Origin of the sequence: Nonomuraea sp. B19D2 (assembly GCF_040137845.1) — a bacterium.
Lineage (GTDB): Bacteria > Actinomycetota > Actinomycetes > Streptosporangiales > Streptosporangiaceae > Nonomuraea.
Genome location: NZ_JBEFAK010000027.1, coordinates 1 through 22,465, shown reverse-complemented (window position 1 = coordinate 22,465; position 22,465 = coordinate 1). Strand labels below are relative to the sequence as shown.

Sequence of the window (22,465 nt, the reverse complement as noted above, 5' to 3'; positions counted from 1 at the left end):
GGGTAACGACTCAAGGAGGAGATCAGTGCCGACACTCGCGGACGTCGCCGCGCTGGCCGGGGTTTCCAAGGCGACGGCCTCCCGCGCCCTGGGCCGGCCGGACCTGGCCGCCCCGGAAACGGTGGCCCGCGTCCGCGCAGCCGCCGAGCAGCTCGGATTCGTCCCCAACCGGGCAGCCACCCAGCTGGCCCGGGGGAGGACCGGGGTGGTCGCCGTCGTGGTGCCCACGCTCGACAACACCTTCTTCACCCCGATCATCGGCGGTGCCCAGGCACGCGCGGCCGACTCGGGCATGCAGCTGACCATCGCGGTGCACTCTCTGGAGCACGCGGCCCAGCTCGCTGCGGTCGAGCAACTCGCGCACCAGGTCGACGGCTTCCTGCTCACCGCGCCCCGGGGTTCAGACGAGATCGTCCGCGCCGCGGCGTCGTTCAAGCCGACCGTGCTCATCGACCGCGAGGTCGAGGGCATGACGTCGGCAGTCGCCGACACGGCCACCGCCTTCGGCGCGCTCGTCACCTGGTTCGTCGAGAAGGGCCACGAGCGCATCGTCTACATCGGCGGTCCGGCGGGCTCCTGGCAGGATCGCCAGCGCCAGGCAGCCATCCGCGCCGCGGCCGAGTCGAGCGGCGCGACGCTGACCATGCTCGGCCCCTACCCCTCGACGTTCGCCGCCGGAGTGGAGACGACGGAGGCCGTGGTGGCCGCCCGCGCCACCGCCGTAGTCCCCTACGCGACCTCGATCGGCCTCGGCCTCATGTTCGCCCTGCTCAGCCGCGGAATCCGCGATGTCGTCGTCAGCTCGGAGCGCGTGATCGTCGAGAGCCTCGGCTTGAGCGACGTGCCCTCGATCGACGTGGACGGCGAAAAGCTCGGCGAGGTGGCCATGGATCAGCTCATGACCCTCCTCGGCGAACGCAGGGAGCAACCCCCCACCAGCCGCCGCCTCACCGTCCCGATCAGCTAGGGGGATCGCCCGCAGAGGGATCCGGTTCGCCCGGCGGCCCGCGCCGAGGACGCCGTCCGGCCTACTTCTTGGTCGGGCTTGCTCAGTTCGGTTGTGCGGGGTTGAAGAAGTGGCGTAGGGCGGGGGCGACCGTGTGGGGGTTGCCGCTGCGGTCGGTGTTCCAGGCGGCGCCGTGGCCGACGCCGGCCAGTTCGATGCGTTGGGCTGTGGGGAGGGTGTTGGCCAGGGCGTTCAGTGCGGCTCGCATGTATGGCGGGCTGTGTTCGGCGCCGAGGAGCAGGACTTCGGCGTTGATGGCGCTGTAGCGGGTGATGTCTTGGAGTTGCTCGACGACGGCGATGTCGTAGGGCAGGGCTCGGGCCAGTTCGGCGGTGGAGGCGTAACGCCCTGGCTTTGCTCGGGCTTCGCGGCGTAGAACGAGGCGCATGGCGGCTTCCAGGAGGAGCCGCGGGATGAGTTCGATCGGGCGTGGGGCGAGGCCGGTGAGTTTCATGGCGGTGATCAGCATGGCGGGCAGGTCGTCGTGGGTGGTGTCGTGGTGGAAGCGGGTGATGAGTTCGGTGGGCAGGCCGTCGAGGTAGATGGGGGGTTCGAAGGCTGCGACGCGTCGGATGTTGGGGAGTGTGCGGGCGGCTTCGAGTGCTAGCAGTGCGCCGGTGCTGAGTCCGAAGATGTCGGTGGCGCCGGTGGCGTTGAGTATTGCGGCGAGGTCTTCGATGTCTCGGGCGGCCTGGTGGCCGGGTTCGAAGGGGCGTGGGCTCAGGCCGCGGCCGCGGCGGTCGGGCAGGATCACGGTGAAGGAGTCGGAGAGCAGGTCGGCGAGTTCGGTGAAGTTTTCGCAGGTGCCCATGGCGCCTTGGATCAGGACGAGGCTTGGCCCGGTGCCCACGGTGCGGTAGCCGATGCGGGTCTGGTCAGCCGAGACAGCGGCCGGATCCGTGATGGTGGGTAAGGGTGATGTAGGCATGGAAGCACCTTTCGCTCGACTTCCCCAAGGCACCGACAGTCATCTGGTTGGTCAGTCCGTGTGTCGCCGACCGGCCGGGAGCACGGATCGGCCTCGGCGCTCCCGCGGAGCTCGCCGTCGTCATGCGGGCTCCACGCAGTGGCCATGAGCCGGTCGGCCCGCAGATCACGACGACATCCTCCACCCAGAACAGCTCGCCCATGAGGACCGTTCGCCGATCCTCCTCCTCCAGCAGGAACAGGCGGTGAAGGCCTCGATGCCCATCCAAGTGAAGCCGGGCGCCGGCCAGTTGCGCTTGAAGATCGATAGTGCGACGTTCGAGTCGAACTCGAGCGTCGTCGGGAGGGAGCCCGCAGAGCATCGACACTGCGGTCGGGCAACTCGCCACGGGCCGTGGACAGCTCGTCCGCGGCCCCGCCCGGCGGTTCACTCGTAGCGCGACAGAACGGCCTCGAAGAGGCGGTCTGCTGACTGGACGAACTGGTCCTGCAGGGGGCCGGGTTCCACGGCCGTCGCGGCGGTGCGGTTAGCGGATGGCGATGGCGGTGTGCAGGTCCTCGGTGCCGGAGAGTTTCGCGCCGAGCCGGTTGATCGTCTCGTGCTGGTCGACGACGGACTTGAGCGCCGATTGCGTGGCTCCGGCGAGCCAGAGGGCCGACGTGGACTCCTTGCCGACCGCGGCGACGAAGGGCAGCCGTGCGGCGCGTAGCCTGCGCACATCATTCTTCCCCCTCGTACGGGAGGGGCGGTCGCTCGAGCAGCAGCAGGCGCGGCATCGTGCCCACGATGGCCAGGTGGACGGCCAGGATGACCAGGTTGTAGGCCACGTGCACGGCGATCGCCAGCGGGAGGCCGTGCTCGAACATGATCAGGAACAGGAACATCCCCATGTACCAGGACCAGGCGAAGCCGAGGAGCCCCTGGTAGGCGTGGCCGTTGCGGAACCGGCCGTTGCTGGTGAGCATGGCGGCGGCCACCGTCCATGGGCCGGCGGTCAGCACATCGTGCAATCGCCCGGCGGTGGCCCAGTCGGCGGCCGGGATCAGCAGCTCGGTGAAGAACCACCGGACCGGGTGGAGCTCGGCGAACCCGAGCACGATGTAGTCCATCGCCACCGCGCCGGCGATCGCCGCGTAGAACAGCAGCCACCGGAAGAGGACCTCCTCCAGCACGCTGTTGAAGACGACCGCACCGGGGCCGAGCGTGACCACCCGGCCCTCCGGCGCGCCGTACAGAGCCAGGTGGCGCTGCTGCTGCCGCTTGGCGGGGAGGAAGATCAGCGTCAGCAGAGCCCCGGCGGCGAGCACGGGCCAGGATTGCACGATCGAGTCGCCGAAGGCCGTCGAGAAGGGCTGCCGGACCGCCCAGAAGGTGCCCAGCTCGAACGGGATCACGTCCGGCGCCAGCCATTCGAGGACCAACACGATCAGGACAGACAGGCCCAGCCCGAAAGGAAGGAGCGAGCACGGCACGATAAGCCCGAACACCGGCATGCGGGACACCCTTCGGAGGAAAGGTCGGCTCGCTCCCATCATGACCGGGAAATCGCAGGCGTCCAGGCTCCGTGCCAAGGGGCAGCGTCGAAACAGGTCGCGCGACTGCTCCGCCTGTCCGCTCGGATCCCGCAGGAAGGAACCGGTCTGCGTACGACTTCAGGGGCGAGCCTGGCTCCTACCGGCGCCGTAGCGCAGCCCGTCGATGAGGAGCGCGACCATGCGTTGGCTGTACGCGACTCCCTCGTCCGTCACCGGCATGCACAGATTGGCGACGGCGTACAGGAGGTCCTTGGGGCTGATGCCGGCACGAATCTCGCCGCTTGCTGTCGCGGCTTCGAGCAGTGACCCAAGGGTGGGGCCGAGTCGCTGCATGAAGTAGCCGGGCAGGGCGTCGAAGGCCGGATCGCCCGAGTGGAGGGCTGTGGCGAGTCCTCGTTTGGTCGCGAGGAACTCGGTGTACCGGTGGAGCCACTTCGCGAGTGCTACTGCCGGCTCGTGCGCTGCGGTCAGCGCCGGAGCCGCGTCGGCGCAGGCATCCACCTCGCGCTGAAACACGGCCTTGACCAGGTCTGAGCGCTGCGGGAAGTGCCGGTACAGCGTTCCGACTCCGACGCCGGCCAGATCGGCGATCTCCTTCGCGGGCGCGTCCACGCCTGACGTGCCGAAGACGGCCTTCGCTGCTTCGAGCAAGGAGTCGATGTTGCGTTGCGCGTCGGCTCGCAGCCGACGCGGCCCGCGTCCGGGTCCGCCCGCACCCGCCGAGCCGGTCGAGTCCACTCCGGCCGGCGCCGTGTTCTCCGTCACAGCACTCCTTCGCTTGCATAACCGGAAAGCCTTTCCGTATAGTTCCGGAAAGACGTTCCGCTTCGTTGAGCGTACGGCATCCGAACGAGCCCCCACCACACCTCGACCACAACCCCAGGAGAAGCGTCATGCAGTACCGCACTCTCGGCCGGACCGGCATCAAGGTCAGCCCCTACGCGCTCGGCGCGATGATGTTCGGCGCCGTCGGCAACCCTGACCATGACGACTCGATCAAGATCATCCACAAGGCCCTGGACGCGGGGATCAACTTCATCGACACCGCCGACATGTACTCCCACGGCGAGTCCGAGGAGATCGTGGGCAAGGCCCTCAAGGGGCGCCGCGACGACATCGTGCTCGCCACCAAGGCCAGGTTTCCCGTGGACTACGACCCCAGCGGCGCCACCCCGGTCGTTCCCAACCGGTCGGGTGCCTCACGCCGCTGGCTGGTCCGCGCCCTGGACGGCTCGCTGCGCCGCCTGGGCACCGACCACGTCGACCTGTTCCAGATCCACCGGCCCGACCCCGACACCGACATCGAGGAGACCCTCTCAGCGCTCACCGACCTGGTGCGTGCCGGCAAGGTCCGGGCCATCGGCACCTCCTCGCTGCCGGCCTCGGACATCGTCCAGTCCCACTGGGTCGCCGAGCGGCGCGGCCTGACCCGGCTGCGCACCGAGCAGCCTCCGTACTCGATACTCAACCGCGGCATCGAGCGCGAAGTCCTCCCCGTAGTACAGCAGTACGGCATGGGCACCCTGGTCTGGAGCCCGCTCGCCGGAGGCCTGCTCACCGGCCGCTACCGCAAGAACCAGCAGAACACCACACACAGGTCCCGGTTCGGCTTCAAGCACCTGAGCGACGAGCGCCGTCTGGACGCTGTCGAGCAGCTCATCCCGCTGGCCCAGGACGCCGGGATCCCGCTGACCCACATGGCCATGGCTTTCGCGGTCGCCCACCCCGGCGTCACGTCCGCGATCATCGGACCGCGCACCATGGAGCACCTCGACGACCTGCTCGCCGGCGTCGACGTCACGCTCACCGACGAGATCCTCGACCGGATCGACGAGATCGTGCCACCCGGCACCGACATCGGCACGCTCGACATGGCCTACAACCCGCCCGCCATCGAGCACGCGCGCCTGCGCCGCCGGCCGCTCGACGAACGCGCTGCCGCCTGACCAAGACCACGGCGATCCAGCCAAAGTAGAGGGACAGGTCGCTACCGTTACGCCGGGCAGCTCCGGGGGCCGACGCTCTGCCCAGCACCGACGACGGTGACCTGGACAGGTTTTTCCGGCGCCCTGGCGGCGGCCGTGCACACGATCTGCTGGACGGCCAGTGTGGACAGTTCGCCGGCCGGAGTGGACAGGGTCACCACCAAGTCGCCGGCCGGCTTGGCGGTCACCGAGAACGGGCCGGCTTCGGGCGGGACGTCGGTGGTGAATCCGCGCGCCTGTTCCTCGGGGGTGGGTCCGGCTGCCAGCAGCGCGAGCGTGTCCGCTTGGAACATTGGACGACCGCCGGGCCGCCGCGTTACCTCGCTGAGTTGGCCGTTCTTCACCAGGTAGAGGGTGATCGTCGTGATTGGCGCGACGGGTCCGCTCGGCGGGTCGCCGGCGGAGATGGCGTCGCTGGGCCGTACGCCGCAGCCGGCCACGGTGACGAGCGATACGAGGCCCGCGGCGAGCATGCGGCGGGCGAGCCCGGTCTTCACTCGGGGCCTCCCTTGATCTGCCCGTCCGGATCGTCTGCCCGGCGCGGCAGGCGCAGCGTGAAGACGGCGCCGCCGTCCGGGGCGTTGGCGACGGTGAGGTCGCCTCGGTGCAGACGCGCGTTCTCCCGCGCGATGGCCAGGCCGAGGCCGCTGCCCTCGGACCTGGCCCTGGCCGCGCTGGCCTTGTAGAACCGGTCGAACACGTGCGGCAGCACCGCTTCGTCCAGCCCCGGTCCGTGGTCGCGGACCTCGAGAGCGATCCAGTGCGGGTCGGCGGAAAGCCGTACCGACACCGGTGGCTCGCCGTGCCGCAGGGCGTTGCCGACCAGGTTGGCGAGGATGACGTCCACTCGGCGCGGGTCCAGCCGTGCCGTCACCGCGGGTGGAAGCTCGGTGTGCACCTGCTCCGGCCAGCCCCGGGTACGCAGGGTCGCGCGCACCAGCTCGGTCACGTCGACCTCGTTCAGCGCGAGGGCCGCGACGCCGGAGTCGAACCTGCTGATCTCGATGAGGTCGTTCACCAGCCCGGTGAGGTTGAGCGTCTCCTGGCTGACCAGCCTGGCGGCTCTGCCGGCGGTCTCGGGCAGCCGGGCCGCCTCCTCGTCCAGGACGTCGGCGACCGCGGCGAGCGCGGCCAGCGGGGTGCGCAGCTCGTGGGACACGTCGGCCACGAACCGGCGGGCGTCGGCCTCCATCCCGCGCAGCTGCTCGACGTGCCGTTCCAGCTCCGCGGCGGTGTTGTTGAAGGTGTGTGCCACGTCGGCCAGCTCATCGGAGCCGCGGACCGCGATCCTGGTCCGCAGCTCGCCCTCGCCCAGCAGGCGTGCCGCCCGGCCGAGCTCGCGCACCGGGCCCAGCACGCCACGGGTGGCCAGCAACGCGAGGGCGACCGCGAACGCCAGGGCCGCCCCCCCGGTGAGCCAGGCGGACGCGGCGAGCCCGTCGATGCTGCGCTGTTCGGGAAGCAGGCTGTGCCCGATGTAGACCTCGATGCCGGACCACCGCGCCTCCCCGCCCCGCTCGGTGATCAGCAACGGCGCGCCGATGATCAGGAAGGGCGCGCCCTGCCACACCACGCGTTGCCACCCGATGTCGCCGTCGACCGCCACCATCTGCCGCAGCCCCTGTGGAATCACCCCGGGATGCAGGGGCGACGCGCTCCTGGGCGCCCTCCCGTCCCCCGGCGGCGGGCCGAGCCCCGGCGCCCATCCGACCGTCGAGTACATGCCGTGGTAGACGGCGATGACGGGGCCGCTCCCGTCGGCCACGGTGCGGGCGATCCGGTCGAGCTCCTCCGAGTCCGGCGTCGCACTCGACAACGGGAAGACCGTCTGCAGGCGGCCTCTCATCGCCTCCACCGCGGCATCCTGGGCCCGCTGCAGGATGTCGTTGCGGGCCTGGACGTAGATCCCGCCGGCCACCGCCGCCGCGGTGACCACGCACAGCAGTGCGAACGCCAGCAACAGCCGGGCACGCAGCCCCAGGCTCGGCCGAGGTGTCACCGGCTGTTCACACCGGCCCGAACCGGTACCCGAACCCACGCACCGTCTGCACGTAGACGGGCGCCGCCGAGTCGTCCTCGATCTTCGCGCGCAACCGCTGCACGCATGCGTCCACGAGACGCGAATCGCCGAAATACCCGTGCTCCCACACCGACTCCAGCAGCTGCTGGCGGCTGTGCACCCGGCCCGGCGTGCCGGAGAGCTCGAGCAGCAGGCGCAGCTCGGTCGGGGCGAGGCTGACCGGCACGCCGCGGTTGGCGACCACCAGCCCGGCCCGATCGATGGTCAGGTCCCCGTACCGCTCCAGCTCCGCCTGGTCCCGGCCGATCCGCCGGAGCACCGCGCGAATGCGTGCGTCGAGCACCCTGGGCTGCACCGGCTTGACCACGTAGTCGTCGGCGCCCGCCTCCAACCCGGCCACCACGTCCATGTCGTCGCCGCGCGCGGTCAGCATGATGATCGGTACCTCCCCCGTCGCCCGGATGCGGCGGCAGGCCTCGAACCCGTCCATGCCAGGCAACATCAGATCGAGCACGACGACGTCGGGAAGGTCCGTACGCAGCCGGTCCAGCCCCTGCTCGCCGGACTCCACCGCGCGGACCCGGTGCCCATGCCGGGTCAGGGCCAGCTCCAGACCCTCCCGCACGGCCGGGTCATCCTCGATCAACAACACTCGCGACACGCCGCCGAGTTTCACAGCACGCTCCGTAATTCGCCCGCCGGTCAACCCCATCCACTGTGGGCCGGCCGTGTCTCCGCCTCGTCCGCGCCGTGTCATGGTTGTGTCACGGTCGCGCCGACGATCGCGCCGACGGTCGCAGCCGTCGAGAAACGGTGACATGCGGCTGACAACGCACGCACATTCGGCGCCAATCGTATTCGTCATGAACGAACCACGCACCCTCCCACCTCGGCCCCGGGACCGGCTGTACGCCGCGGTCACGTTGGTGCTGGCGGTGCTCCTGCTGCCCGCGGCGTTCGTCCGCCATCCCGGCCGCGCCCGCGAACTGGCCTGCCGCTGGGCGTTACGGATGCGATTCCCCGCCGAGGACCTCACCGGGCTCACCGACGGTGCCATGGCGGCGTTCACCGCGGCGCGCACCGAGGCGCTCTGGCGTCACGGCCAGCTCATCGGCCTCACCTCGGGATACCGCGATCCCGTTGTCCAGCAACGGATGTTCGACGAGGAGGTGCGCCGCTCCGGCTCCCCGGCCTCGGCACGAATGCTCGTGCTGCCACCGGCGGAATCCAGCCACGTCAAGGGCATCGCGCTGGACGTGCGCCCGCACGAAGGCGCGCGCTGGCTCGAGGAACACGGCGCCCGCTACGACCTCTACCGCATGTACGACAACGAGTGGTGGCACTTCGAGCACCGCCCAGACTGCGGCGGCACGCCACCACGGCGACGACCCCACCCCGGCGTGGGCTACGTCATCGAGAACGGGGACCAGTAGCCCAGGTCCGGGTCCACCCATGTGTGCGATTTGGGGATGTTGACGCTGGTGCATGCGCTGGTCGATCGCCTCGAGAAGGTCGGCCCGTGACCCCATCGATCCGGTCCAGCTCGATGTCAGGGAAGCCGGCTGCTGAACAGGTAGTTGCGGCGCCGATGGTCTATCGCGTCGGTCCTCTGCCAGTGGCCGCGCCGCCAGATGTACATGCGGTATCCCATCCTCAGCAGCGGCTCCGTCACGTCGGCCGCGCTCATGCCGTACTTGTCGAGATGACGGTCCTCGATCTCCAGCAGGAGGTTGGGCCGGTGGCGCTCGATCGTGCGGCGCCCGCCTTCCAGGACCGCCGACTCGAACCCCTCCACGTCCACCTTCATGAAGTCCACCCATGGAATCCTGCGGGTCTCACACACGTGGTCGATGGTGTAAACGGGCACCTCCAGGGTCTTGCCCCCGGAATCACCCGGACGTTTCACCCCCACCTGCAGGTGAGCCCAGCCGTGGTTGGGCAGCCCGAACCGGTACGGCAAGCGGAGCCTCTGCCGCCCGTTGGAGGGCCCAAGCGCGGCATTGGTGGTGATCACGTGGCGGGCCCCCGCGGCCTGCCGTGCCGACTCCAGGATCTGGTACGGCAGGCGCAGCGGCTCGAAGCTGTGCACCTGCCCGGTGCGCCTCACCAGGCGAGCGAGGGGAAAGGTGTACATCCCGTAGGCGGCGCCGATGTCCAGGCACACGTCGCCACGCCCCACGAGCTGCGACAACCCGCGCAGTTCGGACTCCCGGGAAAGTGTGCGGGCCACCATGGCCGCCGTCGACAATCTGATCATGCCAAGGACGGTAGGGGTGAGATCGGCGCACGCGGATCACCCTCAGGAGCGCAACCGTCTGCTCCGCCGTGCCTCTGCGGAGTGACGCCCGGCCACCACCAGGCCGCTCTCATAGGCCAGCACCACGGCCTGCGCCCGATCGCGCAGGTGGAGCTTGCCGAGGATCCGTCCCACGTGAGACTTGACGGTCTCCTCCGCGATCGTCAGGCTGCCCGCGATGTCGGCGTTGGACTGGCCGTCGGCGATGAGCCTGAGCACGTCGAGCTCGCGGGGCGTGAGCACGTTCAGCCGCAACGCCTCGCGCTCGTCGATCGACTGCCTGCTCGTGAACTCCTCGATGAGCCGCCGCGTCACCGACGGCGCCAGCAGCGCCTCTCCCGCGGCCACCACGCGCACCGCGCTGATCAGATCGGCCGGCGGCGCGTCCTTCAGCAGGAAACCGCTGGCCCCGGCGCGCAGCGCCGTGTACACGTAGTCGTCGATGTCGAACGTGGTCAGGATCACCACCTTGGTGCCGGGAACGCTCTCGACCACCCGCCGGGTGGCCTCAAGCCCGTCGAGATGCGGCATGCGGACATCCATGAGCGCCACGTCCGGCCGCGTCCTCCTGGCCAGGTCCACCGCCTCCAGGCCGTCCGCGGCCTCGCCGACGACCGCGATATCGGCTTGCGCCGACAGCAGCGCCGCGAACCCTCCCCTGACCATCGCCTGATCGTCCGCGACCAGAACGGAGATCATTTCTCCCCCTGCGGCAGTACGGCCCGCACGGCGTAACGCCCGTTGGCCAGCGTTCCCGCGAACAACTCACCACCTGCCAGGGCCACCCGCTCGCGCATGCCCACCAGCCCGTACCCGGATCCGGGCACCGACTCCGCCCCCGCCTCATTGACCACCTCGACCACGAGGTTCCGGCCGTCCAGGGCGATCGTCACCGCTGTCGCGGCACCGTTGGCGTGCTTGATCACGTTGCTCAGCGCCTCCTGCACGATCCGATACACCGTGAGTGACATGGCCGCGCCGACCTCGGGAGTGTGCTCCGGCAGCTCCAGGTTGACCGGCGTGCCCGCCCGCCGCGCCGACTCCACCAGCTCGGCAAGCCCGTCGAGGCTCGGTTGCGGTGCTGTCAGCGGGTTGTCCCGATCGCCCCGCAGCACGCCGAGGAGCTGCCGCAGCTCAGTCAGCGAGGTGCTCGCGGCGGCGTTGATGTCGCGGAACTCCCGCAGCACCTCCTCCGATGCCCCGCCCTTGATCCGGTACGGGGCCGTCGAGGCCTGCACCGCGATGACCGACATGTGATGAGCCACCAGATCGTGCAGCTCACGGGCGATCCGCGCGCGCTCCTCCAGCAGCCGCCGCTTGCCGTGCTCCTCCGCGACCCGCAGGGTGCTCAGCCGCCGCATCCTGTAGCTGTGCCCGATCATCGTCACAGCCAGCAGCTCCAGGCTCCAGCTCACCATGGCCTGCACCACGTGCGGCGACTCGGGCCGTACCCAGAGCACTGACAACACCCCCGCCGCCAGCGTGGTCAGGAACGCCACGGCCGTGACCCGCCGCGCGGACACCAGCGCCAGGGTGAACATCACTGGTGCCTGTGTCACCGACTCACTCAGGAGCCAGGGCCGCCAGTCGGCGACGCTGAGCGCCGTCGCAAGGAGAAGCAGCCCCAGCATGAGCCACCACGCGACCATCGGCCGGTACCACGCCACAACCACCGGCAGCCCGTATAACGCCCCGAACAGCACCCCGGGAACGCCCGCCCCGAGAACGACCGCGAACGCCCATCCATTGAGCAGGGCGGCCAATCCCGCGGCGACAAAGTACAGACTTCGCGGCACCATGGGCTTCCCCGGGTCGGCCGGGGAAGCGGGCACCCGAGCACGATGAGCGCTATGGACGATGCTCAACACGCCACAACCCTACGTGCTCATCGAATCCGGCCCCGGCGACCTCCCGGCAGCGGCCGACGAGGTCATCCTGCTTCTGAAGGCAGGCACATGACCGGCACCAAACCCTCGGCCTCATCCACTCCCGCCAAGGCGCCCGGCTTGATCGTTTGGCCAAGTTTGCCGGCTCGGGGTACAGGACGGCGGAGAGGGCACGCTTGACGTTACGGGTCAACTCGCCGGCGAGCACCTCGAACGCGCCTCCTCGACGCCGTCGAACGCCTGCCGTACGACGTCCTCCGGGCTGCTCTCCGAACCGTCGAATCGCGCCCCCATGTCGGTGTCCATGAGGCCGACGTGCAGGGCCTCGGCCACGACTGCCTTGCCAGCCCTCGTGTCGGTGTGCTTGTGGGGCGAGAGCTGGGTTGTCAGCCGGGCATCCGGTTGAGCTCGCGGATCTGCTTGTCGAAGGCCGCCGCGGGGACAAAGCGGCGAAGCACGCGCACATGCGAGCATGACGCTTCCTCGCCCAGCGGAAGAGCACGAATGATCATTCTGCTCCGCCCCGGTGGCTGTCGGCAGCCGGAACAGGTACACGTCGCGAAGGGTCAGGAACCCCGTTTGACCTGCACAGATGACGTTAACGGCAGGTACAGACGGCCATCGGCTGCGCCGGTACAGCAACGACCACACCGTCGGTGGAGCAACTGCGAGCCGACGGCATGACTGGCGCTTGGAGCATGCGCCGAGAAACCGGACAAAGCATCGAAGAAATTTGACCGTAGGCGTGGTCGCCCACCATGACCGGCCTGGGAAGTGATAGCGGTGAGCATGCAAGGCCACCTTTCACAGAGCCCATGGACAGGACAACTTCCGGCGGTGCGGAGCGCTGGCGATTCTCAGTGACCGTCAGGCCTGCATGCCGGACACACGCCGGCAGCGAGAAAGGCGCGGCAACAACGAGAGCTGAACGTGTCTGGCATCTCTTGCGAGGCAAGCAGGACCAGAAAGGTAACAAGTGTCGCTTCCCAGCCGCCTTTCTGTCCAGGCCATCCTGACGTTGGCAACGGGACTATTGTCGCTGATAGCTCTCAGCGTGATCGGAATCGCCGCGGATCTGATGATCCGCGTAGAAGTCGAGCAGCGGATCTTCGAAAACACCGAGCGCGCGGCCGTCGACTGGATCGGAGCGATGAACCAGGCACGGCCTCCACCCCCAGTGACCACCTCCGACGTCAGCCTGATCCAGCTCATCGACTCATCCGGACGGGTCGTGTCGGCCAACAGAGCCGCTGCGGGACGGCCGAGATTGAGCGAGTTCTGGCCCCCATCCGACGACCGCATCGAGCACCGCACGGAATGTAGCGCCGCGCAGTGTGTGATGCTCACCGCTGTCAGGCCCTCGCCGCAAGAGGAGCAGCTGTTGTGGGGCGGCGAGTCCCACATCGTCTACGCCGGTCGCCGTCAACCCACGATCCTGGCCACGCACGCCCTGGAGCTTGTCCTCGGCGGCGGCGCCCTGATCGGCAGCGCAATTCTTGCTGGGGCGACCTGGATACTGGTCCGGCAGGCGTTGCGCCCGGTCGAGGCGATACGGAGGCGGATCGCCCAGGTCACCGTGACCGACCTGAGCTTGCGCGTCCCGCAACCGCCCGGGCGGGACGCGATCGCGCGGCTGGCCCGCACCGCCAATGAAACCCTGTCGCGGTTGCAGGAAGCGGTCGACCATCAGCGCCATTTCGCCTCGATGGTGTCACACGAGCTGCGCACCCCGCTGACGGGGCTACGTACCCAATTGGAAGAGGCGTTGCTGTATTCCGATGTGGACCCGCGCGTTGCGGTCGAAGATTCTCTGTCCACACTGGACCGCTGCCAGTTGATCATCGACGAGATGCTGGCGCTGACTCGCGTGCGCACCTCCCCGCACAAGCACGAACAGGTAGATCTCACTGCTCTGGTACGGCAGGAAGTCGCACGACAGGACACCACGGTCCCGGTCCGAATCCAAGCCGAAGAGGACGTGGAGGTGTACGGCAACCCCGTGCAACTCACCGAGGTGCTGATGAACCTTCTCCTCAACGCCCAGCGTCACGCCCGGACGTGTGTTGAGGTCCGTGTGGCGCGCCTGGGCGGACAGGCGATGGTCAGTGTGGTTGATGACGGCGCCGGCATCCTCCCAGCGGACCGCGAGCAGGTCTTTGCACCCTTCGTCCGCTTGGCGGAAGGGCGCCGGCGTGATCCGCAAGGAAGCGGTCTCGGCCTTGCCATTTCGCGGGCCATCGCCCAAGTGCACCAAGGAACCCTGACCGTGGAGGACTCACCGCAAGGCGCCAAATTCGTCCTGAGCCTCCCACTGGCGCCTGGCTGAAACTACTCCCGGCGTCGTAGCCCGGTCAGTCGCTGGTCCCCATGGGGTCCGTTCCCGCAGGAAAGACCGCGTCTTGTGCTTGTCCGCCTGCTCTATCTGCTCGCGCTCCGGGTGTTCGGCTGGCTGATGTCGCTGGGCCGCGGCCTGGATCCGTTCGGTGCGCACCGACCGCATGCTGATCTACGGCCAACGTCACCTGCGCTCGGCCCTGAACGAGTACATCGATCACTACAACGCGCATCGGCCGCATCAGGCTCGTGGGCAACCACCTCCCGATCAAGGTGAGTGCGAGTTTTGACCGCTGCAGGCGGGGACGGCATAAAGATCGCGTCGGCGATGCTGCGGGCGGTCCCCGTTCGGTCCCCGCGCGGGATGGCGTCCGACCCACGGAGTCCATGCCTGATGCAGCGCCGCAGGTGGATTAGGTAGGGCGGGTGGGACCTGAACCCGATGGATGCCCCGCTGTATCGCGTACACGCGAGCAACCGCACATCCTTTACCGTCGGCGATATGTGTTCGCGCGGCGTGGCCAACGATCCTCGCCCGTGGAGTGCTGTCACCCTTCAGGCGCAAGGGAGCCTACCGGCCATGTCCATGAGACACACGCCCTGATCGCGACGCCCGCTTTCGCTTTATTGTCGTTGGCCCGCGTGTGGCGAGTCGCCCCTGTCACGGGCTCGCCTCGTCCGCGTAGCGGCTCAGGCGCTGCGCGGCCGTCTCCAGGTCGGCGGCGGCCGCCGCGCAGGCGGCGAGGTGGGCGGTCACCGATGCGTGCAGCCAATGCGGTGCCCCGCCGCCGGCCTTCAGCCCTGCCTCGATCGCGCGCAGGCGCTCGGTACAGGCGGCAAGAGCGCGGGCGTCCGAACGCAGGACTTCGGCGTGGGCGATGATCGCGGCGATCTGGGCGGACATGACTCCTCCGTCAGGCGGGCGGCACCGGGACGGCGGCGTCCCGGAGCGTCTGGCGGGTGGTGGCCGACAGGCACAGCAGCGGGCGGGCGCCGTCGAGCCCCAGCTCGCAGAGCTGGTCGGCCAGCGGGTGGGTCGACTGCGGCTCGACGACCAGCCGCAATGACGGCGCCGGGTGCAGCCGGGCCTGCCCGCGGGTCCGGACGCAGGACCGCAGCACGGCACCGGCCTCGCGTGTGTAGCCGACCAGGCCGGGATCGCTCAGGGGCAGTCCAGGACCGAGCCGTCCACGCAGAGTGAGGATCTGGCCGACGGTGACGTGGGCGGACCGGGTGCCGAGCCGGAGCTCCAGGGGGGTCAGGTACGTCTCGCCGCCCCACAGCCGCGGGCCGAGGGCGCGGACGATCGTGGTGTCGACCGCGGAGCCGACGAGGAAGCTGCCGGAGCGGCGCAGGTCCGCCGCCCGCAGCAGGTCAGGCCAGACGGAAAGACAGGAACGTCGCCTCAGCAGGTCGGACCAGACGGGAGGACGGGAGCGTCGACGGAACGGGCCGGGTGCGACGACGCCGACATGCAACTCCCCGTAGCCGCCCGCACTGGTGTGCCGGTTCCAGGCAGCGTGCACGGCGACCAGCGCATGGCCCGCCACCTGTACGGCGGGACCGAGCCCCGTGCCCTCCAGCAGGCCGGCCGCCGCTGTCGGGCGCACGGCGAAGTACGCCGTGAGCGCGTTGCCGTCGCGGCACCTGATCGGCAGTTCGACGGTTCCCTCCGGACTTTCCACGGCGCGGGTGGGCACGGTCAGGAAGGGGAACTCCTCCGGGTCGGGCGGGCGGTCGAACAGCAGGTACGCCTGGGAACGCACGACCTGCCCCCGGAAGGGCGTAAGCCGCTCGTCGATGAGATCGCGAGCTTCAGGCAGGTGGTCGGTGATGTTGGCGAGGTAGTGCTCGATGCTGTGGCAGTGCGGGAACAGGTGGGTGGAATCGCCGTAATCGACCACGTACCAGTCAGGGTGCAGGTCGAAGCAGGTGCCGGCGCCCTGCCCGTCGAGGGTGGGGATGATGTCGTGCTGGTTGGTGACGCTGGCCACCCAGGTGCGCGGGTCGGCGGGGTGTTTGAAGTCGACGGGCGAGCCGACGGCGACGGCGTGGGTGACCGTGTGACGGGCGCAGAAGTCAGGGTCCTGCGCCAGGTTCATGATCGCCGCCCCGCCGGCGCTGTGTCCGACGAGCGCCAGTTCAGCGCCCGGAGGAAGCCCGTAGTCGGCGACGGCCTCGGCCAGGGCGCGGCTGTAGGGGCTGCTGGCCAGGACGGCGCTGCTGAACGCCCCGAGCAGGTCCTGGGGCGATTCGCCGTCGGGACGTCCCACTCGCATGCCCGGCGCCTGGAGGACGTGGCGGATCACACCGTCGGGTCCTTCGACGCTCTGGACGAGGGCCCGCCCGGTGGTGCCGATCGTGCTGATGTTGCCCAGGAAGCCGAGCAACGACCCCCGCGTGCACAGCCGGGCCGACTCGGCCGCGGTCAGCTCGATCCGGCGCGCGGCGCCCTCCCCGGTGTCGAGTACGGCGACGGCCCTGTTGCTCATGCCGGTGATCGGATCGGCGGTGGCGAAGCCCTTTCCCGTAGCGATGAGCCAGGCGGTGGCGTCGTTGAGCGGGTTCTCGTCCAGCAGCGCGCGCAGCGCGAGAACCTCGCCGAAGACCGGGGCGAGCTGGCTGAGCGCGTGCACCGCACCACGGTCCTTGAGCAGGGAGCGCAGGGCCCGGACGGCCTCCAGATCGCGGTCGGCGGCGGCCGCGTCGATGAGCCGGGCGAGCATGGGGTCCCCGGTCAGCTCGGGGTGAGCGACCGCCACGGCTGCCACGCGCAACCGAAGCGACGTGGCCAGCACACGTACGGCCAGACTCTCGGCCCCCAGCATGGCACCGGCTTTGGCGGACACGGTGGCCAGCCGGCCGCCGGTGAGCGCGCACCCGAGGCCCTGACGGTTCGTCGTGGCCCGTAGCAGCGCTCGGTAGGTTTGCCGGGCCGCCGAGGGAGCGTGTGGCAGGGCGCGCAGCAGTGCGTCGTCGGTGAGCGCGGCCGTGGCGTGAGCCGCCGCGTCCTGGATCGTGAGCGCGATGTCCACCAGCTCGCGGGCCGCGGCGCGCAGCGGCCCGGCGGCCGGATCGTTCTCCGCGGTCATGACCGGGTCCGCCGGGACATGCTGACGAGGCGGGGGCTCAGGTCCTCCGGCGTGTTGCGGCGCAGCACGTCCGACAGCGTGCGCGTGGCCGCGATGACCCGCACACCCTCCGGGGAGAACGTGGCGGCGTTGAAGATCCGCGGAGCCAGCAGCGGGTTGGTGAGCGCCTGGGAGAAGGCGTCAATAGCGATGATCTTGGTCAGCAGCGGAGGCAGGATCGCGGCGGGGGATCCGGGTTCCTCGGCGAACAGCCCGACGTACAGGTCGACGTCGTCCACGTCGCGGTAGAGCTCGCGCAGCGCGCCGCTGACCCGCCGATCGCTGGAGATCTGCTCGAAGGCACGCACTCTGGGGAAGCGGCAGTGCTCGCGGTAGTCGTTGTACGGGGCCAGGCCGAGCGCCCGGGAGTCGGCGATGCTGGCCACGTCGATCTCGCGCAGGACGGGGTCGGTGTTGAACAGGCTGATGCGGCCGGCCCGCTGGCTGGAGGCGTCCTCGAACAACCGCCCGAGGCCGGGGCCGGGGATCAGCGCACTGCCGAAAAAGGTTTGGGCCATCGGCAGGTCACGCCCGCCCACCGTCAGGTGGGACGGGATCAGGCTGTGCCAGCGGTAGACGAGGTTGAACTCCACCGAGGCCCAGTTCTGCCGGTGCCAGGGCGCGCGGGCCAGCCGCGCCGACAGCCGCGGGTCCAGGGTGAACCGGAATTGGTAGGGGGTGATGTGGTTGATGTACTCCTCGACGACCAGTTTGATCAGCAGCACGATGAGGATGTTGCGGGCCGTCTGGAACAGTCGCTCGTCGTCCCAGCGCGGATGTTCCCTGGCGAGCAGCCGCGCCACCCTGTTGTGCTCGCGCAGGAACAGCACCGTGAGCATGGTGAAGCCGATCTGGCCGTTGCCCCGATCGCTGCCGGTGGCGAACAGCGTGTCGCGTTGCGCGTCGGAGAGCTGGTCGAAGCGGATGACGCTCAGCGGGGCGAACTCCGGCTTGATCTTGCCGTTCTCGCACAGGTAGGGCGGGAACTCGCCGCCGTTGATGAGCTGGCTCTTGAGCAGCCCGCCGTCGAACGCGCGCAGTGCGGCCGTCGCCGCCTCGTCGAGGCCGTACACCTGGTTCAGGTCGATGTGATGGTTGGAGCTGTTCTTGCGCGGGTCGCGCGGGATGTTGGTGTCGCCGCGGAGGAAACCGTCGGTGAACCATTGGGCGAAGTACGCGAAAAGCACCGTGGAGCGCGGGCAGGGGATCATGGATTCGCCGCGGGTGAACAGGCGGCCGGCGCTCTCGGGAGTAGGACGGTTCCCTTCGGCGACGGCGATCGGGGGCAGGTGCCTGCCGCTGTAGGTGCGGTCGGTCAAGGAGGCCCACGAGGTGTAGTCGGCCATGGTGCTCAGCGGCTCGGGGCGCGGCGGCATCTCGCGGATCGCATGGTCGATCAGCGAGGCGTTGATCGCGCGCCGGACCGGCTGGCTTCTCTGTACGAGGTCCCAGAACGGTCGGCCGTTGGTCAGGGCCAGGAACCTGAGCCGGTTGGCGAGACCGTCCGTGGCGATGCTGCGTGCGCGTGCTCGGCTCGCCGCCATCGTCAGCCTTCCCGCCCGTCGATGCCGAGCCGCTCTTCGGCGCCAAGCCCTTCGGTGGCGAGCCCTTCGGTGGCGACCCGCCCCTCGGTGCCGAGCCCGAGGGCGAAGGTGTCGGGGAAGATCCCGAGTGTCCGCTTGACGCGGCCCGCCGGCGGCGGGAGCGGACGCACGCCGGGACGCAGCAGCAGGCGGCGTACGGTCTCGGCGATCACCGCGCCGCCCACGTGCACGCCGAGGCAGGCGTGATGACCGGAGCCGAAGAACAGCTGATGGTGGCGAGGGCGGTCGAGGCGGAACTCGTCGGGTGCCGGCACCACGGCCGCGTCGAACATGGCGGAGGCCGGTGCCGCAAGCACGAACGTGCCCGCGGGGATCACCGTGCTGCGCGGGGTGCCGGCGGCCAGGACATGGTCGCGCTCGCACAGCCGGGGAAGCAGCTTGAAGAACGGGCTGAACCGCAGTGCCTCCCAGACGTACGGGTCGAACCGTTCGGGGTCTCCGGCGACGGCCGTGGCCTCCGCGAGCACCCGCGGGCGCAACAGGAGCTGCTCGACCGCCTCCACCATGGCTCCCGGCGCGCTCTCCACGAAGCCCAGCGGCAGTCCGGCCATGTTGATCACGATGCGGTCGTCGGTCACGGCGGCCCCGGCGGGCAGGGAGGAGCGGACGAGGCGGGCGAAGACGTCGTCGGGGAGGTCCCGTCCGGCCCGCAGCGTGGCCCGGTGCTCGGCGAGGCGGTCTCGCAGGTATCCGACCAGCTCGGTGCCGGCTCTGACGGACGCGGCCTGGATCTCCGGATCTCCGAGGAAGTTGGCGAAGCCGTCGGCGACGATGGCCCGCGTCCACCGGCCCAGGGTCTGCGGATCGGGGCCGGGAACGCCGAAATACCGCGCGCACACGCCGAGGGCGACAGGGCGGAACAGCCCGTTGACCGCTTCGAGGCGTCCGTCGGGCCAGGCGGCGTCGAGCAGTTCGTCGGCGAGGCAGCCGGCCAGCTCCCGCACGTCGGCCGCGTCCCGCGGGTCGAGCATGAGCTGCATCAGGCCCTTTTCCCGCCAGTTCATCGGCGTGGCGTCCCTGCCCAGCATGAAGGGGGCGCCCAGCGCGGCGTCGAGGCGCGGACCGAAGGCACGTACCGAGAAGACCTGCTCGTGGGAGAGCACCTCGGCGACGTCGGCGAAGCGGGTCACGACCGTGAATGCGGGTGTGACGAAGATGGGGCGCCGCTCGCGCAACTCGGCGAACAGGCTCCGCCAGTCGGTACGCATCCACTCCCGGACCAGGCTGAACGCGGACATCGGGTCCCTGGCCAGCGCCTCGTCGTATCTCTCCAGATGGCCGCCCGTGGTCGCCTGATCGACAGCACCCATTCCGTGGACCTTCCGCCTGATGTCGGAGCGCACAACGATGATCACGTTGTGCAATCACAATCTAGGGAGGTGTCACACCTTTTCTTCATGACAGCCGAGTGCATTGTTTTGCTTCCTCACGGTAATTGCCCCGTCACTGTCAGGGCATTGCCACAGTCCATGGGCCTGGCCGTTGAATGGGAGCCCGATCGTTCCGCATCACCATGGGAGGAGACGTGCCGTCACCCATGCCGCAGCCGGGCACGGTGGAGACGGTGACGGTCACCACCGGCCGCCGCACCGCCTATCTGATCGTCCTGGTCGTCCTGCCCGTGTTGCTGCTGGCCCTCGCGGTGCCGGCTGCCTGGGGTTGGGGCATCGGCCCCCGCGACCTGATCATCGCGGTCGCGATGTACCTGGTGAGCATCTTCGGGATCGCCATCGGCTACCACCGCCTCTTCACCCACCGCGCCTTCAAGGCCAACCGGGCGCTACGGATCGCGCTCATGCTGGCCGGCGGCATGGCCGTCGAAGGCCCCCTCACGCTGTGGGCCGCCGAGCATCGCCGCCACCACAAGTACGCCGACCGCGCAGGTGATCCGCATTCGCCGTGGCGCTACGGCGACAGCGGCCTGGCGCTGCTGCGCGGCATGCTGCACGCCCACATCGGCTGGTTCTACACGGCCCATCACCGCTCCAGTCGCCGGCATTGGGTGCCGGACCTGCTGACCGACCCGGACGTGCGACGTTTCGACGCCGCCTACCCGGCGGTCGTTCTCATGTCGTTCGCGCTCCCGGCAGCCGCCGGCGGACTGTGGTCGATGTCGTGGTCGGGCGCGTGGAGCGCGCTCCTGTGGGGCGGTCTAATCCGCTACGCCGTGGTGCACCACGTCACCTGGTCGGTGAACTCGATCGCCCACACCTTCGGTGACCGCCCGTTCCGCACCAGGGACCGTTCGTCCAACGTGTGGTGGGTGGCGATGTTGACACTCGGCGAAGGCTGGCACAACTGGCACCATGTGGAGCCGACCTGCGCCCGGCACGGCGTGCTCAAGGGCCAGCTCGACCCCAGCGCGCGGCTGATCCGCTGGTTCGAGCGGGCGGGCTGGGCCCACGGCGTACGCTGGCCGAACCCCGATCGCCTGACGACCCACCGCACCGACCACAGTCCCGACTACGGTGCCGACTCCCTGCGATGACACGGCGAGCCTGCCGCCCATAGAGACCTGGCCGCAGCGATCGACGGCCGGCGCCGCATTACTGACGCACTCCGCGATGAGTGATCGCCAGGCCGCCACGAACGTGCGCACGTATTTGGCGCAGGTACCCGCAAACGCTCGGCAAGAGCCGTAGACAGCCGGACACGAAGAACCCCAGCCCCTGCGCAACGGTGCAGCTCAGTGCCACCGAGTGTCGTTTTGTAGTGCTGTGGCCGGTATTCTCCCCGCTGTCCTGTCGGCCGGTACCTGTGTTTGCCGCGCTGTATCGCGCACATGCGAGCAACCACCGAGCAACCGCGCGTTCTTGGGCGATCCAGGTTGTGCGGCTCAACAGCGTTCTCGCCGGCCAACTGGGTGCGGCACACGCCGGACCGCCTTGTCCACAGAATGCGGTTCGGGGAGCATGCAGGCGGGCGGCCCTCACTACTGTCCCCGCATGGGAAAGAAGCGAAGGCGGAAGACCCGCCGGGGCGATGTCATCGGTATGGCATTGCTCCTGGACGAGCTTGACCTGGCCACCATGACGGCGTCCTACCCGTCATTCGAGTTCGACGACTACGATCGATATCTCGCCGTATGCGAGCAAACCATGCGCTCCATGCTCGGGGCCGGCCACAGAGTCATGACCGGGGCCTTCATCCCCGCCGAATACTCCGAATACTGCCAGGCGGAGCAGTTGCCGCCCGACTCGGCCATGAGCAGGGCTCGATACGCCCTGGCTGTGTGCGAGGAGGATGAGCCCTTCCCATATCGGGGCGAGCCCATCGCCGAACTCGTGGCCTCGCTCGCGCATCGAGAACGGCTCCGGACGCTCAGCATCCGGACAATGGATCTGCTGGACCCTCTGCCGCACGGAGTGGTGCTGGAAGCGGAGGAACATACCGCCGACCTGCTCGCGTGGCTCTCGACCCACGTGGGTCCCGGCCCGCACATGTTCACCTGCCACGTGAGCGACGGAGCGCACGACCCCCTGGAGGTTGTCGCAGAGGTCGAGCTCGGGAAGAACGCGATGAGAGCCATGAGCATGGAGATCATGGCCTTGTCCCTGATGCTGAGCTTCGCCCGGGCCGCCAGAGCCGCGGGCGGCGTCATCATGCGTTCCTTCGATCCTGCTGGTTAACTCGTCTCAGGCTGCGAGAGCGAGTTCTGCCAGTTCGAGGCGGGCGAGGTGGCTGGTGCGGGTCCGGTCGAGCGGGTGTCCGTTCCACCAGGCATCCAGGCGGATGAGGTT

The 22,465-nt window shown here is 69.3% G+C and carries 23 protein-coding genes; 7 read left to right on the top strand and 16 right to left on the bottom strand.

All coding sequences use genetic code 11. From position 1 onward, the window contains the following. Window positions 1-25: 25 nt before the first annotated feature. Window positions 26-967 carry a LacI family DNA-binding transcriptional regulator gene (locus ABN273_RS37545; protein ID WP_349453888.1) on the top strand — a complete coding sequence of 314 codons (942 nt, stop codon included), beginning with the start codon at window positions 26-28 and terminating at the stop codon, window positions 965-967. An 82-nt stretch (window positions 968-1,049) separates the two neighbouring features. Here the strand turns inward: ABN273_RS37545 and ABN273_RS37540 are convergent, their stop codons facing one another. From ABN273_RS37540 to ABN273_RS37525, 4 genes are all read right to left on the bottom strand, one after another. Continuing rightward, on the bottom strand, window positions 1,050-1,934 hold the full coding sequence (locus ABN273_RS37540) for an alpha/beta fold hydrolase (protein WP_349453887.1): 885 nt from the start codon (window positions 1,932-1,934) through the stop codon (window positions 1,050-1,052). A 526-nt stretch (window positions 1,935-2,460) separates the two neighbouring features. Beyond that, the gene (locus tag ABN273_RS37535) at window positions 2,461-2,652 is read right to left on the bottom strand and encodes a hypothetical protein (RefSeq protein ID WP_349453886.1); all 192 of its coding nucleotides are present in this window, start codon (window positions 2,650-2,652) and stop codon (window positions 2,461-2,463) included. A 1-nt stretch (window position 2,653) separates the two neighbouring features. Next, window positions 2,654-3,427 (bottom strand): hypothetical protein, encoded by a 774-nt coding sequence (locus tag ABN273_RS37530; RefSeq protein ID WP_349453885.1) that lies wholly within the window; start codon window positions 3,425-3,427, stop codon window positions 2,654-2,656. Between the two features lie 159 nt (window positions 3,428-3,586). Next, complete coding sequence (locus tag ABN273_RS37525) at window positions 3,587-4,234, bottom strand: TetR/AcrR family transcriptional regulator (protein WP_349453884.1); 648 nt, start codon at window positions 4,232-4,234, stop codon at window positions 3,587-3,589. Between the two features lie 128 nt (window positions 4,235-4,362). Between ABN273_RS37525 and ABN273_RS37520 the strand changes: the two genes are divergently transcribed. After that, entirely contained in the window at window positions 4,363-5,415 is a 1,053-nt protein-coding gene (locus tag ABN273_RS37520; protein WP_349453883.1) for an aldo/keto reductase, read from the top strand. A gap of 47 nt (window positions 5,416-5,462) precedes the next feature. Here ABN273_RS37520 and ABN273_RS37515 read toward each other — a convergent pair whose 3' ends face one another. The 3 genes from ABN273_RS37515 to ABN273_RS37505 are packed head-to-tail and all read right to left on the bottom strand — an operon-like array spanning window position 5,463 to window position 8,135. Then, on the bottom strand, window positions 5,463-5,951 hold the full coding sequence (locus tag ABN273_RS37515; protein WP_349453882.1) for a GerMN domain-containing protein: 489 nt from the start codon (window positions 5,949-5,951) through the stop codon (window positions 5,463-5,465). Beyond that, window positions 5,948-7,453 (bottom strand): ATP-binding protein, encoded by a 1,506-nt coding sequence (locus tag ABN273_RS37510; RefSeq protein ID WP_349453881.1) that lies wholly within the window; start codon window positions 7,451-7,453, stop codon window positions 5,948-5,950. Before ABN273_RS37510 ends, ABN273_RS37515 begins: the two co-directional genes overlap by 4 nt. A gap of 7 nt (window positions 7,454-7,460) precedes the next feature. After that, the gene (locus tag ABN273_RS37505) at window positions 7,461-8,135 is read right to left on the bottom strand and encodes a response regulator (protein ID WP_349453880.1); all 675 of its coding nucleotides are present in this window, start codon (window positions 8,133-8,135) and stop codon (window positions 7,461-7,463) included. A 202-nt stretch (window positions 8,136-8,337) separates the two neighbouring features. On the opposite strand from ABN273_RS37505, the gene vanY-N reads away from it, so the two are divergent. Next, window positions 8,338-8,907: a D,D-peptidase/D,D-carboxypeptidase VanY-N gene (vanY-N, locus tag ABN273_RS37500; protein WP_349453879.1), complete on the top strand. Its 570-nt coding sequence runs from the start codon at window positions 8,338-8,340 to the stop codon at window positions 8,905-8,907. A 116-nt stretch (window positions 8,908-9,023) separates the two neighbouring features. Here vanY-N and ABN273_RS37495 read toward each other — a convergent pair whose 3' ends face one another. The 5 genes from ABN273_RS37495 to ABN273_RS37475 form a co-directional block, all read right to left on the bottom strand. Beyond that, window positions 9,024-9,731 carry an FkbM family methyltransferase gene (locus ABN273_RS37495; protein ID WP_349453878.1) on the bottom strand — a complete coding sequence of 236 codons (708 nt, stop codon included), beginning with the start codon at window positions 9,729-9,731 and terminating at the stop codon, window positions 9,024-9,026. Between the two features lie 42 nt (window positions 9,732-9,773). Beyond that, a complete protein-coding gene (locus tag ABN273_RS37490; RefSeq protein WP_349453877.1) occupies window positions 9,774-10,469 on the bottom strand; it encodes a response regulator in 696 nt (231 codons plus the stop codon). Further along, window positions 10,466-11,602 carry a sensor histidine kinase gene (locus ABN273_RS37485; protein ID WP_349453876.1) on the bottom strand — a complete coding sequence of 379 codons (1,137 nt, stop codon included), beginning with the start codon at window positions 11,600-11,602 and terminating at the stop codon, window positions 10,466-10,468. Before ABN273_RS37485 ends, ABN273_RS37490 begins: the two co-directional genes overlap by 4 nt. A 243-nt stretch (window positions 11,603-11,845) precedes the next feature. Further along, window positions 11,846-11,989: a hypothetical protein gene (locus ABN273_RS37480; protein ID WP_349453874.1), complete on the bottom strand. Its 144-nt coding sequence runs from the start codon at window positions 11,987-11,989 to the stop codon at window positions 11,846-11,848. Window positions 11,990-12,042: 53 nt separating this feature from the next. Then, window positions 12,043-12,168 (bottom strand): hypothetical protein, encoded by a 126-nt coding sequence (locus ABN273_RS37475; RefSeq protein ID WP_349453873.1) that lies wholly within the window; start codon window positions 12,166-12,168, stop codon window positions 12,043-12,045. Between the two features lie 464 nt (window positions 12,169-12,632). Between ABN273_RS37475 and ABN273_RS37470 the strand changes: the two genes are divergently transcribed. Next, window positions 12,633-13,982: a sensor histidine kinase gene (locus tag ABN273_RS37470; protein ID WP_349453872.1), complete on the top strand. Its 1,350-nt coding sequence runs from the start codon at window positions 12,633-12,635 to the stop codon at window positions 13,980-13,982. A gap of 172 nt (window positions 13,983-14,154) precedes the next feature. After that, window positions 14,155-14,280: an integrase core domain-containing protein gene (locus ABN273_RS59780; RefSeq protein WP_502911188.1), complete on the top strand. Its 126-nt coding sequence runs from the start codon at window positions 14,155-14,157 to the stop codon at window positions 14,278-14,280. A 371-nt stretch (window positions 14,281-14,651) separates the two neighbouring features. Here the strand turns inward: ABN273_RS59780 and ABN273_RS37465 are convergent, their stop codons facing one another. From ABN273_RS37465 to ABN273_RS37450, 4 genes are read right to left on the bottom strand one after another with little or no spacing between them, the layout of a single operon-like run. Then, entirely contained in the window at window positions 14,652-14,894 is a 243-nt protein-coding gene (locus tag ABN273_RS37465) for a hypothetical protein (protein WP_349453871.1), read from the bottom strand. A 10-nt stretch (window positions 14,895-14,904) separates the two neighbouring features. Continuing rightward, complete coding sequence (locus ABN273_RS37460; RefSeq protein WP_349453870.1) at window positions 14,905-17,082, bottom strand: alpha/beta hydrolase family protein; 2,178 nt, start codon at window positions 17,080-17,082, stop codon at window positions 14,905-14,907. Beyond that, a complete protein-coding gene (locus ABN273_RS37455; RefSeq protein ID WP_349453869.1) occupies window positions 17,079-18,665 on the bottom strand; it encodes a peroxidase family protein in 1,587 nt (528 codons plus the stop codon). Before ABN273_RS37455 ends, ABN273_RS37460 begins: the two co-directional genes overlap by 4 nt. A 2-nt stretch (window positions 18,666-18,667) precedes the next feature. After that, a complete protein-coding gene (locus tag ABN273_RS37450; RefSeq protein WP_349453868.1) occupies window positions 18,668-20,035 on the bottom strand; it encodes a cytochrome P450 in 1,368 nt (455 codons plus the stop codon). 215 nt (window positions 20,036-20,250) lie between these two features. Between ABN273_RS37450 and ABN273_RS37445 the strand changes: the two genes are divergently transcribed. Together ABN273_RS37445 and ABN273_RS37440 are read left to right on the top strand one after the other, a co-directional pair. Beyond that, a complete protein-coding gene (locus ABN273_RS37445) occupies window positions 20,251-21,213 on the top strand; it encodes an acyl-CoA desaturase (protein ID WP_349453867.1) in 963 nt (320 codons plus the stop codon). Between the two features lie 457 nt (window positions 21,214-21,670). Then, window positions 21,671-22,354: a DUF8829 domain-containing protein gene (locus tag ABN273_RS37440; protein ID WP_349453866.1), complete on the top strand. Its 684-nt coding sequence runs from the start codon at window positions 21,671-21,673 to the stop codon at window positions 22,352-22,354. The last annotated feature ends 111 nt before the right edge of the window (window positions 22,355-22,465 follow it).

Coding starts and splice junctions, on each gene's coding strand:
- ABN273_RS37490 (WP_349453877.1), bottom strand. CDS start 10,469: ATGATCTCCGTTCTGGTCGCGGACGATCAGGCGATGGTCAGGGGAGGG.
- vanY-N (WP_349453879.1), top strand. CDS start 8,338: ATGAACGAACCACGCACCCTCCCACCTCGGCCCCGGGACCGGCTGTAC.
- ABN273_RS37475 (WP_349453873.1), bottom strand. CDS start 12,168: ATGATCATTCGTGCTCTTCCGCTGGGCGAGGAAGCGTCATGCTCGCAT.
- ABN273_RS37540 (WP_349453887.1), bottom strand. CDS start 1,934: ATGCCTACATCACCCTTACCCACCATCACGGATCCGGCCGCTGTCTCG.
- ABN273_RS59780 (WP_502911188.1), top strand. CDS start 14,155: ATGCTGATCTACGGCCAACGTCACCTGCGCTCGGCCCTGAACGAGTAC.
- ABN273_RS37450 (WP_349453868.1), bottom strand. CDS start 20,035: ATGGGTGCTGTCGATCAGGCGACCACGGGCGGCCATCTGGAGAGATAC.
- ABN273_RS37530 (WP_349453885.1), bottom strand. CDS start 3,427: ATGCCGGTGTTCGGGCTTATCGTGCCGTGCTCGCTCCTTCCTTTCGGG.
- ABN273_RS37455 (WP_349453869.1), bottom strand. CDS start 18,665: ATGGCGGCGAGCCGAGCACGCGCACGCAGCATCGCCACGGACGGTCTC.
- ABN273_RS37465 (WP_349453871.1), bottom strand. CDS start 14,894: ATGTCCGCCCAGATCGCCGCGATCATCGCCCACGCCGAAGTCCTGCGT.
- ABN273_RS37495 (WP_349453878.1), bottom strand. CDS start 9,731: ATGATCAGATTGTCGACGGCGGCCATGGTGGCCCGCACACTTTCCCGG.
- ABN273_RS37460 (WP_349453870.1), bottom strand. CDS start 17,082: ATGACCGCGGAGAACGATCCGGCCGCCGGGCCGCTGCGCGCCGCGGCC.
- ABN273_RS37440 (WP_349453866.1), top strand. CDS start 21,671: ATGGGAAAGAAGCGAAGGCGGAAGACCCGCCGGGGCGATGTCATCGGT.
- ABN273_RS37520 (WP_349453883.1), top strand. CDS start 4,363: ATGCAGTACCGCACTCTCGGCCGGACCGGCATCAAGGTCAGCCCCTAC.